The organism is Pseudomonas sp. NPDC098747, assembly GCF_044760045.1.
Classification (GTDB): domain Bacteria; phylum Pseudomonadota; class Gammaproteobacteria; order Pseudomonadales; family Pseudomonadaceae; genus Aquipseudomonas.
The window spans coordinates 16919-28613 of the sequence record NZ_JBIWAL010000013.1 but is presented as its reverse complement, the minus strand read 5'-3'; the positions used below and the strand labels follow the sequence as shown (position 1 = coordinate 28613).

10 protein-coding genes are annotated in these 11695 nt (G+C 60.4%); 3 read left to right on the top strand and 7 right to left on the bottom strand.

All coding sequences use genetic code 11. The annotated features are described in order from the left end of the window. Positions 1-53 precede the first annotated feature (53 nt). Positions 54-527: an Lrp/AsnC family transcriptional regulator gene (locus tag ACIQVE_RS10955; protein WP_402807793.1), complete on the bottom strand. Its 474-nt coding sequence runs from the start codon at positions 525-527 to the stop codon at positions 54-56. Between the two features lie 144 nt (positions 528-671). Between ACIQVE_RS10955 and ACIQVE_RS10950 the strand changes: the two genes are divergently transcribed. Beyond that, complete coding sequence (locus ACIQVE_RS10950) at positions 672-1301, top strand: LysE family translocator (RefSeq protein WP_402807791.1); 630 nt, start codon at positions 672-674, stop codon at positions 1299-1301. Here ACIQVE_RS10950 and ACIQVE_RS10945 read toward each other — a convergent pair. From ACIQVE_RS10945 to ACIQVE_RS10920, 6 genes are all read right to left on the bottom strand, one after another. Then, on the bottom strand, positions 1298-3421 hold the full coding sequence (locus tag ACIQVE_RS10945; RefSeq protein ID WP_402807789.1) for a hypothetical protein: 2124 nt from the start codon (positions 3419-3421) through the stop codon (positions 1298-1300). The two genes, ACIQVE_RS10950 and ACIQVE_RS10945, sit on opposite strands and share 4 nt — an antisense overlap. After that, a complete protein-coding gene (locus ACIQVE_RS10940) occupies positions 3408-4592 on the bottom strand; it encodes a DUF3142 domain-containing protein (RefSeq protein ID WP_402807787.1) in 1185 nt (394 codons plus the stop codon). Before ACIQVE_RS10940 ends, ACIQVE_RS10945 begins: the two co-directional genes overlap by 14 nt. A gap of 97 nt (positions 4593-4689) precedes the next feature. Then, on the bottom strand, positions 4690-5523 hold the full coding sequence (locus tag ACIQVE_RS10935) for a class I SAM-dependent methyltransferase (RefSeq protein WP_402807785.1): 834 nt from the start codon (positions 5521-5523) through the stop codon (positions 4690-4692). A gap of 40 nt (positions 5524-5563) precedes the next feature. Beyond that, entirely contained in the window at positions 5564-6451 is an 888-nt protein-coding gene (locus tag ACIQVE_RS10930) for a class I SAM-dependent methyltransferase (RefSeq protein ID WP_402807783.1), read from the bottom strand. After that, entirely contained in the window at positions 6448-7752 is a 1305-nt protein-coding gene (locus ACIQVE_RS10925) for a glycosyltransferase (protein WP_402807781.1), read from the bottom strand. The genes ACIQVE_RS10930 and ACIQVE_RS10925 overlap by 4 nt, the downstream gene beginning before the upstream one ends. Beyond that, on the bottom strand, positions 7746-9386 hold the full coding sequence (locus ACIQVE_RS10920) for a glycosyltransferase (protein ID WP_402807780.1): 1641 nt from the start codon (positions 9384-9386) through the stop codon (positions 7746-7748). The genes ACIQVE_RS10925 and ACIQVE_RS10920 overlap by 7 nt, the downstream gene beginning before the upstream one ends. Before the next feature lie 426 nt (positions 9387-9812). On the opposite strand from ACIQVE_RS10920, the gene ACIQVE_RS10915 reads away from it, so the two are divergent. Both ACIQVE_RS10915 and gmd read left to right on the top strand, forming a co-directional pair. Further along, positions 9813-10727 carry a GDP-mannose 4,6-dehydratase gene (locus ACIQVE_RS10915; RefSeq protein ID WP_402807777.1) on the top strand — a complete coding sequence of 305 codons (915 nt, stop codon included), beginning with the start codon at positions 9813-9815 and terminating at the stop codon, positions 10725-10727. Then, positions 10724-11695 (top strand): GDP-mannose 4,6-dehydratase, encoded by a 972-nt coding sequence (gene gmd, locus ACIQVE_RS10910; RefSeq protein ID WP_402807776.1) that lies wholly within the window; start codon positions 10724-10726, stop codon positions 11693-11695. The genes ACIQVE_RS10915 and gmd overlap by 4 nt, the downstream gene beginning before the upstream one ends.

Here is an 11695-nt window from a genome sequence, read left to right as displayed (position 1 = left end):
GATATAACGAAAGTCGTGAAATATTCGTGCACAAATTGCGCTATCTAAGACGATCAACCCGGAAGATGCCCCAAAGGCAACGCTCCCGGGGTCTTCACCGTATGAATCGCAAAGTTGCTGCGGATATCACTCACCCCCGGCAGTTTCAGCAGACAACCGCTGAGAAAGCGGTCGTACGCACGCAAGTCCGGCACCACCACTTGCAGCAAGAAATCCGACTCCCCCGACACCAGAAACGCTGAAATCACTTCCGGCAACGCAGTGACCGCTTTGTAAAAAGCTTCAGCCTGTTCATCGTTGTGCCGCTCGACCTTGACCCCGACAAACACCGTCAGCCCCAGCCCCACTTCATCGCGATCCAGATTGGCTTGATAACCGCGAATCACCCCGGCCTCCTCCAGCATCCGTACGCGCCGCAAGCACGGCGAAGCCGACAGGCCGATCTCATCCGCCAGCTCGACATTGCTCAGGCGTCCGTCCCGTTGCAGCGCGGCGAGAATCTTGCGATCAAAGGCGTCGAGTTTCATGGTTGGCAGATCCCGATTGTATAAGCAGAAAAAAGAAGCAGGTTATGCCAATCACGATGGATTTTGAAGCGGACTACGCACGCACCTGCCCCGCCCTTCGGCCCTAGACTTACCTCACCAAATCGACAACGAAAGGGGTGTGGCATGGCGAGTCTCTGGCTGTTTTTCCTGGCATTGGCGGTGGTTTTTCTGTTGCCTGGGCCGGACATGATCCTGTTGCTGCAAACCGGCGCCCGTCAGGGTCGCGGCGCGGCGCTGGCCACCGCCATCGGTCTTGGGATTGCTCGGGGTTGTCATGTGGCGTTGGCGGCGCTGGGGCTGGCGGCATTGTTCAAGGCTGCGCCGTGGACGTTCGAAGTAGTGAGGCTGGCCGGGGCGGCGTATCTGCTGTGGATCGGCATTCAATGCCTGCGCAGCACGCTACTGCCGAACCTCAATACCGGGGAGGTCGCCCAGACTCATGGGCAATGGCGTGAAGCAGTGCGGCGCGGCTTGCTGACTAATCTGCTCAATCCCAAGGCGCTGCTGTTCTGCTCGGTGCTGTTACCGCAATTCATCGTCGCCGATGGTGCGCCCGTGCTGAACCAGTTCGCCATGCTCGGCATGCTGCTGGTCGGCGTCGGCTTGCTGTTCGACAGCGCCTACGCCTTGACCGGCGCCGCCCTGGGTCGTTGGCTGCAACACAGTCCAACGGCCCAACGTGTTCAACAATGGCTGTTCGGCAGCCTGTTGATCGGCTTTGCGCTGCGCCTGACGTTCATCCAGCAGGCTTAGCTTTTGCGCACCTTGCGTCGGCGGCTGAACACCAGCAACGCGGCGGCGCTGAGCAGCACAACAGCGCCGATCACCGGCCACTTGTACGGCCGCAGGCTTGTGCGAACAGCATCAGTGACTTGAGTGACGTAGCGCTTGTCAGCGTTTGCGAAGTCCGGTTTCTCGCACTGACGGCCGAAATTCTCCGCCCAAGGCACGTACGGACCTTCCTTGACGTAGCGCTGATACAGCGCTTTTTGCTCTTCCACGCTGCTATTGAAACCGGCGGCCTTGCACAGCACGGCGGCAAACGCCTGACTGGTGTGCGGCAGGTTGTCGGCAGCACGATTAGCCAACTCGGTTGCGACGGAACGGTAGTGGAAACGCTGCTTCGTCAGCGCTTCGCTGGCCGTCTGGCGTTGCACTTCGTCTTCGCTGACCAGCGGCCAGACTTGCAACTCCTTATTGCCGATGTAGTAGAAGCCACCAAACGAGACATAGTCCGGCGCCATCTCATAACCGAGAATCTGGAAGCCGGTTTCACGCGCTGCCACAGCGGCATTGAACAGCGCCGTGGCGCGTTTCGTTGGCCACCATGCGTTGTCTGCCGCCAGACGCTGTTCGCCGTAGTACTTCGCCTGGTCTTTCATAGTGCTGCTATCGAAATAGTCGACCGCCTGAGCGTAATGCCCTTCGCGCAGCAAACGTCGGGCGAGTAGATAGCGCAGGTTCTCGGCCATTTGCAGTTGTTCGTTACGCTCTTGCCCCTCCTGCTCTGCCGGAGCAGGGACGTTGTCATCGACATACTGCTTGAGCTCTTCGACCGTCAGCACCCGCTCAGCGACTGTCGCCGCATCGAACCAATAGATGCTGTTGCTGCGATACAACTGCACAAAGGCTTGCAGGTATTCACCCCGTTGCAACGCCAGAATCGCGCTTTCGCCCTCGACCCGGCATTTCGGTTTTACCGTTTCAAATGCCGAATCCGTGGTGAGCTGATATCCCCAGTCTTCGCTCTGCGGGAAGGCCTGCGCAGCTTTGGCGTACGCTGCGGCGGCGGCAGTTTTATCACCATCGCGCACCGCCAGTTTCGCCCGCAACCACCAGGCCAGTCCGCCATCGCCGGCGTTTTCGAGAAAAGCCTTGGCGCTGGCGTAATCACCTTGTTGATAATTCATCGCCGCCAGTCGATCGGCGTTTTCGAGACTGCCGCGCGTGCTGTTCTGCAGCAGTCTGGTGAGTTTTTTCTCATTCGGCGGCTCTTCGCCATACGACCAGCCGAGACGGCTGACCAACGACGCGGTGACCAGTTGCTGCACCGTTTTGTGTTGCAGCAGTTTCGCCAGATCAACCTCGGGCATCTCGGCCAGTGCGTTCATCAGTTGCTTCAACGACGTATAACCCACGGCCGAACCGTGCAGGTTTTGCGCCTCATAGAGTTCGATGGCGCCACCCCAGTCGCCGACGGTGCGCAACACCCGCGCCTCTTCACCGAGACTCGCAACGCCCAGTTCCAGTGGATCACTGAAGCCATCGATGCTCATTTGGCGAGTCTGGCGGAAGGCATCGCGCGATTGCTCCAGCGCCTCGATGGCGTCGGTCTCGCGGCTCACGGCAAACCAGGTGCGCCCCAGGGAATAGGCGGCCCAAGTGCTGCGCAACGGACGCTGGTCGGCCGGCAGCGCCAGCAACTTATTGAAATACTCGACCGCCAGTTGATGTTCGCCCGTGGCAAACGCTACTGCGCCCGCCACGTACAGACGGATCTCAGCCGGCAGACTGGCGCCCTGCTCTTCAACCTGACGCGCATCGGTCAGGCCACGCAGTTGCATGACCAGTGCTGCCTGCTCGCTGCTTAAACCGGCCTGTTCGGCTTGCTCGCGCACCTTGGCCGATGCGTTTTCCTCGCCGTACATATCGTCGGGATCGTGCGTGGCAGCGGTGACGTTCTTCAGCCCGGCGATGGTCTTGCCGAGACGACTGATCTCGAATTTAAAGTTGCCCGCAGGCAAGTCGGCCAAGGTCTGCCCACGATCGTCGAGTAGACGGTTGGGGAAGTCCGGCCCACAGGCCAGCGCCGAACCCAGCGGCAGGCTGAGGCTCAGGCAGAGCAGATGGCGGGGCCAGTTACGGGTCAACATGCGAACCTCCTTGATCAATATGTGCGCAACGCGCCCAACCAATGGCGCGCTGCCCGTTCGCCGGCAATCGGCCGTCGCGAAGGCGGGTGAAGGTAAGCAGATCCGGGCTTTGTTGCAACGAGTAACCGGCGAGCGCGTCAGCGCCTTCGCAATCACGGGCCTTCAAGGTGATCTCCGCGGGCCAGGCGCTGTCGAGGTTGCCGTTGTTGTTGAGCTTGATGTCGTAGAGTCCGTTCTGCTCGCTGAACGTCACACCGAGTTGGCTGTGCAACGCCTCGCCCCGCGCAACGGCACGCAGCGTGGTCAAACTCCAGGCGCGACGGTCGTTGGCCAGCGGCAGGCGAAACCAGATCAGCCCGGCCAGATGTTTTGGCGGATCGTCACGCAGCGCTTTTCCGAGCAGGCTCAGTTGCTGCGGATCGGCCATCAATTCGCGGCGCTCACCGCCACGTTCAAGCTGTACTTCGCTTTCCACAACAGGTGCGCCGCCGACATCCGGCAACAGCGCCACGCCATAAGCGGGTAGCGCCAGATAGAACGGTTTGTCGCTGACGTTCCCCCAGGCCTCGGCCCAGCGCCGTGCCTGCTCGGCATCGAACAGACCTCGCCTAGGGTCGCTGACCGCATGCACTTGCAGCACGCTGCTGTCGACCGCGCCCAGCAGCGCAGGCAGCTGCGAACTGTCGAGCCACGCTGGCAGCGCAGTGATGCTCAGCGACAACGTCGTCGGCAACGCGTAGTGCAGATGAGTGAGGAATTGTGCGTAGGCCGGCAGCCGCGCATTGCCGGCGTCGTGGTCGATCTCCACGCCGCTCAGGGTCAGCCCCTGCGCCTGCCAATCTGCAATGACCTGAAGAATCTGCGCCGTGACCTGTTGCTGATCCAGTGCCTTGAGTTGGCCGTCGAGACGGATCACCGCAATCAACGGCCGGCCATCACTTTTCAGCAGTGACGCATCAATGCGCGCCCGACTCCATCCTTCATGGGGAGAGGCCTGCAATGCCAACACACGCAGGGTTGAGAACTCACTTCGGCTGTCGCGCAACGCCGCCTCATGGGCTGGCGTCCATTGGCGTTGCCAAACGTAGAGTTGCTGATCCAGTGGCGGTGCGGTCTGCTGCTCGCAAGCAGACAGCATGATCAAAGCCAACAGACCCAGAAGAAACCGCATACCTTCCAATCCCTGAAAACCACAAGGCTGCAAGGTTACACAAAACCTGTAGGAGTGAGCCTGCTCGCGATAGCGCAGGGTCAATCAGTTAAAGGCTTTATGGCTTGCGGGCGATGATCACCTGACTTTTTGCAACCACCGTTTCCAGCGCATCTTTGATCTGTGCACCACGGGGTGACGAGAGCAAGGCTTGCCAGGTATTGGCCCAGTGGTTGAGCAACGGATGATCGGGGTTGCTCAGGTCGACCTTCGCCTCCCAGAACAGCAGCATCCACATCGACCAGTAAAAGCCGTACTGGCTGTGGCTGATCACTTCAAGGCCGGCGTCACTGACCATGGTCTTGAACTGTTCTTCGCTGATGACGCGGATGTGATTGGGTTTCTCGTAATACGCCGGCGCAGCAATGTCTTTTTGCAGGTCTTCGGAGCTCGGATGCGGCACGCTCAACAGATACAGCGCTCCCGACTGGCCGACGCGCACCAGTTCGGCGAGGAACTGCGCCGGATCGTCGACATGTTCGAGGACTTCGGTGGAGACCACGCGGGTGGCGGTGGCATCGGCAATCGGCAGTGGATTGCCGTCGGTGACATGGCACTCGACACTGCGCGCCGGAGTCTCGCTCAAACGCTGGCGGGCCTGTTCGATCTTGTCGCCGTCAATGTCTGCGACAATGAGCCGGGCCCCACGCCGGCCGCAAAACTGCATGTTGCCGCCGTCACCACAGCCGACATCGATCACGATGTCATCCGCCGACACCGGGAAACCCTTATAGAGCTCGCCCGTCTCTTCGTTGAACCAGCCGCTGAGCTGGGCATCGTGCAGACCGAGCATGAACGGATCGACCTTCTCGGCGACTGGCGTGACCGCAGCGACTGGCGCATCAATCGGTGCGGGGGTCGTCGCTGTGAGTTTCTTCAAAAAGCTCAGCATGAGGTGGCTCCAAAATTGATATTCATGATCCGTTCGTCGCTCATGGCGTCTCTCCCGCGTCCAGCGGTTTGCGGGCGATGATCACCTGGCTTTTGGGCATGAAACGGTCGAGCGTTTGCTTGATGGCGAGCCCTTCGGGTTGATCGAGCAAGTCCTGCCAGGTTCTGGCCCAGCTCTCCATCAACGGCATGAACGGCTCCTGGATTCGATCGCGTACCGCACCGGCGGGGTCCCGACCGGCCGCACGTTCGCCGGCCCAGAAAAAGATCATGCCCATCACCCAGAAAAAGCCGTTGGCCTGACGATGCTCGATCACCAGACCTGCGTCCTCGACCAACGCGGCGAAGCGCTCCGGGGTATAAATCTGCACATGATTGGGTGACTGGTAGTAACTGGCCGGAGCAATGCCTTTTTGCAGGTGTTCGCCAATCGGCGCCGGCACGCTGAGCAGGTATTGCGCGCCGGGACGGCCCATGCGCACCAGTTCGGCCATGAACGGCTCAGGCTGGTCGATATGCTCCAGCACTTCCATGCACACCACTTTGCTGGCGCAACCATCGGCCAGCGGCAACGGCAAACTGTTGCTGACCAGTCCGAGATTCGACTGGCGGCTTTGCGCTTCGACCTGACGGGCGAGGTCGCGCACCTTGTCCAGCTCACTGTCGGTGAAGATTACCGAGGCGCCTTGGCGAACCGCAAACAGTGTCGCTACACCTTCGCCGCAACCGACATCGAGCAACGTATCGTCAGCCGTGATTGCAAAGCCTTTGAGCAGCTCACCGCTGTCACCCAGGAACCAACCGTCGAGGACGGCGTCACGCAAACCGACGTCGCGCGGCGACACCGTATCGCGCGGCGCAGGCGTCGGCTCCGGTAAGGAGGCCGGTACAGGCGCCGGGCGAAAGCAGGCGAGCAAACGACGGATCATGTGCCCGATGCTTCCACGGATACGGCCTCGGCGGTGGCTGAGTGCTGGGCAAAAAACGCCCGCAAACGCTGTTCGGCGGTGGCCTGGCTACAAAACCGTTGCAGGCTGCGCACGGCTTCGGCCGACATCGCGGCGTAACGCGGCTGATCGGTTTTCGCCACGTCATAACTGGCGCGATAGGCCGCACACAGCGAATCCCAATTGGTCATGTAACGCATCGTGCGGTAGGCGGCGCGTGGATCATGCGGCCAGGCCGTCAGTTCTTCGGTGAAGTCGACGATGAACGCGTTGTCGCTGTTCACATAGTCGGCCATCGCCGTGTTCAACGGCGCAATGGCCGGTTTGCCGCATGACATGAATTCCATCAGCGGCAGGCACTGGCCTTCACCATATGAACTGTTGACCACGTAGCTGGTGGCTTGCACCAGCCGCTCGTAATCACCGTCCGCCAGATAGCCGTGAATCAGGACGATCCGGCATTGGTAGGACTGGTTTTTGTACAAGTGGTGGAGCATGTCGGTGAGCGCATTGGCGATATCGTGGTGCGTGAGTTTCAGTACCAACGTCACATCGGGGGTGTCGCGGAATGTCGTGCAGAACGCGCTGATCATGTCCTGCCAGTTCTTGCGCCCGTCGTAAGGATTGAACACCGAGGTGTAGACCACGCCGTCGAGCTGCAACGGACAATCCTGCGCCGGCGCGGCAAAGGATATTGGCGTGCCTTCGCAGCGTCCGGGTGGCCCGTAAGGCCGCAAGTCGACAGTGCGACTGTCGATCAGCAGCCCACGCAGGTTCAGCGTGACCGGCTCGACCACAGGGCGTCGCTCCAGATGCTCACCGCGTGCGGCGAAGCGATCCCACACCGGCGCAGGGATCGCGCACACCGGATAGTCTTCGCCCATCACATCGCGCACGGTGTTGACCGTGAAGGTCGAATGGGTAATCGCCCGGCCACACGCCTCAAGCACCACACGCCAGTCGTGGCGCGGTTCGCCCTGCCAGCTCTCGGTGGGGATGGTGCTGAACTCCCAGGCAAACACCGGGATGGTTGGGCAGGCGTAATGAATCGGCGTGCGGTGCGGCGGCGAAAACGACAGGTAGACGCACTCCTCACCCCGGCTCAGACAGTCGAAATACAGCCGGTCCACCAGTTCGTCGGGGTTGCTGACTTCGATGACCTGACCGATGCGCTCCAGCACCGGGCGGAATTCCTTGAGCACAAAGTAATAGCTGTACTCGGGCCGTCCAAGGTTCTGCTGGATGTTGCTCTTGTTGGTTTCCGAATGAATGATGATCAACATGAGGCAGTCCTCGACTCGACCGTCAGCGGCGTGGTTTCGCCCTGCGCCTTGAGCTCGAAAAACTGCATCACGCGCTGCTGAACCGGGGCGAAGCCGCAGTAATCGCGCATGCGTTCATTGGCTGCCGCGGCCATCGCCTGATACGCCTCCGGATGGTTTTTGGCCATGGCGTAACTGTCCTCATAGGCGGCTTTCAACGAGCCCCAGTCCGGGCGATGGCGCAGGGTGCGATAGAGGATGCGCACATCCTCCGGCCAGATCGTTGGCTCATGACTGGACTTGACGACGAATCCGACCTGCTCATCGATATAGTCGTGCATCGCCGTGTGGTTCGGGGCAATCACCGGTTTGGCGCAGGCCATGAATTCCATCAACGGCAGGCACAAACCTTCGCAGCGAGAGGCGTTGACGTAGAAACTCGCGGCACCGTAAAGCCTGGCGAACTCCTCGTCGTCCAGATAGCCGTGCATGACCACCACCCGACAGGCAAACGGCGAGAGTTGCGAGAGCAAGGTGATCAAGTGAACGTAGTAGCTCGACAAGTCGTTCTGGGTGATTTTCAGCACCAGCGTGGCGTCTTCGTTGTCACGCATCGCCCAGCAGAACGCGGTAATCAGGTGATGCCAGTTCTTGCGACCGTCCGCGGGATTGAACACGCTGACGTAGACCACACCACTGACATCTATCTGCACCTGCTCGTTGGTATCGGGCAACGCCGCTGGCGGATGCGCGTCAGGTTTCATCGCCTCGCTCACAGTGGTGGGCACCGGCAAGGACGGCGGCGGTGGGGGCGGCGTGCGCAATTTCGTCAGTTGCTGGCGGATGGCGTCCGGCACCAGATCGCACACGGCTTCGCGATACCACAGGAGCAGGTTGTGCTTGAGTAAAAACAGCGGCGGGTGTTCGGCAGGCGCCGTCAGCGCCCGGTAGCTTTCGCGCAAGTAGTGTTTGGAAATGAATACACGTCGGCGCAGGGTCAGCGGCACAGGTGCTTCGGGTTCCGGCTCCGGTTCGGCCTCGGGTTCCGCCAGGCCGCGAGTTTCCAGCTCCTGCTCACTGAATATCGGCGCAATCAAGCCATCGGCGGACAGCCCCAGCGCGCGACTGTCGATGATGCAGCCCTTGATCTGCAGCGTGGTGCCCTGGTTTACCGGGACACTTGGATAGTCTCGCCGCACGTGCGCAAAGCGTTCCCACAACGGCGTGGGCAGCACCAGCACGGGGAAGTCTTCACCCAGTGTCCGGCGGATCGCCTGCGCGGTGTGGGTGGACAAGGTAATCACCCGGCCATGACGTGCCAGGGTCTGGCTCCAGTCCTGGCGAGGATCGTCGTCGCAGCACTCGGACGGGATCGAGTCATACTCCCAGGCAATCACGCAGACCATCGGGCACTGCAGATCGATTGGGGTTTTGTGCGGTGGCGAAAACGAAAGGAACAGGCATTCCTGACCGGCTTCACTTAACTGCCGGTACAGCGGATCGACCTCGTCGACCGACGCCACCACATGCACGCGGCCAAGGCTTTCAAGCACCGGCCGATAAGCCTTGAGCACGAAGTAGTAACTGTATTCGGGACGCCCGAGACTCTGGCTGATGGAGCTGTCGTTGACGTCCGAGTAAAGAATGAAATTCATGGCATCCCACGATGAAGCAGCCATCCCGACCGCTTCATGCTATGACGGCCCGACGTCGGATCAAGTCGGCATCGCCGGGGCTTGACCTTCATCTACAGGCACGTCTTCGTTCTTGTTTTAGTGGTTGGTTTCACCCTGTTGCGCAACGCCCACGGTGAACTTTGGGGAATCGCGACGAAGGGCATTCTAAACACATCCGTCGAGGATTCGTGAACCGCACGACGAGAAAAATCTGACTACGCTAACGAGAACTGACCAGTCACAGTTTGCCTGTTGAAATTGCCGCGCAATTGGCACAGATTGGCACCAAACAACTACAACAACTGACTTCGCCCGTCGTCCCGCCGGTTTTTTCTATCGGTCTGACAGACTTCTCCTTAAAGCCTGTGGGAAAGTGGCGCAAGTTCAAGACCAAGGGGTCGCGGTTTGAAAAAGCGTCTGTTCATCACGGGGCTCAGTGGCTTCGTGGGACAACATATTCAGTCACGATTGGCGCTACCCGATTCGTCGTGGGAGCTTCTGTCTGCCGCAACGCCCTACGACCTTACGGACGCGGGCAGTCTCGTAGATCTCTGGCCTCAACTGCCCGACGCGGTCATCCATCTGGCCGGGCAGACGTTCGTCCCCGAGGCCTTTCGCGATCCAGCGCGCACACTCGACATCAATCTCTTCGGCACCCTCAACCTGTTGCAGGCCCTCAAGGCGCGCGGCTTTGCTGGCACCTTCCTGTACGTCAGCTCCGGCGACGTCTACGGCCAGGTCGGCGAAAGCGCTCTGCCGATCACCGAACTGCAACCGCCCTGCCCGCGCAACCCCTATGCGGTGAGCAAACTCTCGGCGGAGTTCCTCAGTCTGCAATGGGGCATGAGCGAACAGTGGCCGGTGCTGGTCGCGCGGCCGTTCAATCACATCGGCACCGGGCAGAAGGACAGCTTCGTCATCGCCAGTGCCGCCCGCCAGATCAATCGCATCAAACAAGGCCTGCAAGCGCCACAACTGGAAGTCGGCGACATCGACGTGACCCGCGACTTCCTTGATGTCGGCGACGTGATTTCGGCCTACTTCGCGCTGCTTGAAAAAGGCCAACCGGGGCAGGTCTACAACATCTGCTCGGGGCGCGAGCAGAGCATCCGCAGCCTGATCGAACAACTGGCCGATCTGGCCGAAGTCGAGATGCAACTGGTTCAGGATCCGGCACGCATGCGTCGCGCTGATCAGCGCCGCGTTTGCGGCAGCCACGCAAAACTGGCCACAGCCACCGGATGGTCGCCAGCCAACACCACACAACAATCCCTGCGGGCGATCCTGTCCGACTGGGAGAAGCGAGTACGACAAGAATGACAAAAAGTGCATTGATCACAGGGATCACCGGCCAGGACGGCGCGTATCTGGCCAAACTGTTGCTCGACAAGGGCTACAAGGTTTACGGCTTCGTGGCACGGCGCAGCAGCGATTCGCGCTGGCGCCTGCGCGAAATGGGCGTCGAAGCCGACATCGTCTATCTGGACGGTGACATGGCCGACGCCTGCTCGGTACAGCGCGCCGTGATCAAGTCGGCGCCGGACGAGGTGTACAACCTCGCAGCGCAAAGTTTTGTCGCCGCCTCCTGGGACCAACCGGTGACCACCGGCATCGTCGATGGCCTGGGCGTCACTCACTTGCTCGAAGCGATCCGCCAGTTCAGCCCGCACACCCGGTTCTATCAGGCATCGACCAGTGAAATGTTCGGTCTGATCCAGGCCGAACAACAGGATGAAAACACACCGTTCTACCCGCGCAGCCCGTACGGCGTGGCCAAGTTGTACGGTCACTGGATCACCGTCAACTACCGCGAAAGCTTCAACCTGCACGCCAGCAGCGGCATTCTGTTCAACCATGAATCGCCGCTGCGCGGGATCGAGTTCGTTACTCGCAAGGTCACCGATGCCGCCGCCCGCATCAAGCAAGGCAAACAGCACGAACTGAGCTTGGGCAACATTGACGCCAAGCGTGACTGGGGTTTCGCCGGTGATTACGTCGAAGCCATGTGGCTGATGCTGCAACAGGACAAGCCCGACGATTTTGTGGTCGCCACCGGCATAACCACCACGGTGCGCGAAATGTGCCGCATCGCCTTCGATCACGTTGGCCTCAACTACCGCGACTACGTGAAGATCGACCCGGCGTTTTTCCGCCCGGCTGAAGTCGAAGTGCTGCTCGGCAATCCGGCCAAGGCTCAGCGTGTACTGGGCTGGAAGCCGAAAACCGACCTGGATACCTTGATCCGCATGATGATGGATGCGGACATGAAACGCGTCGCCAAGGAGTAG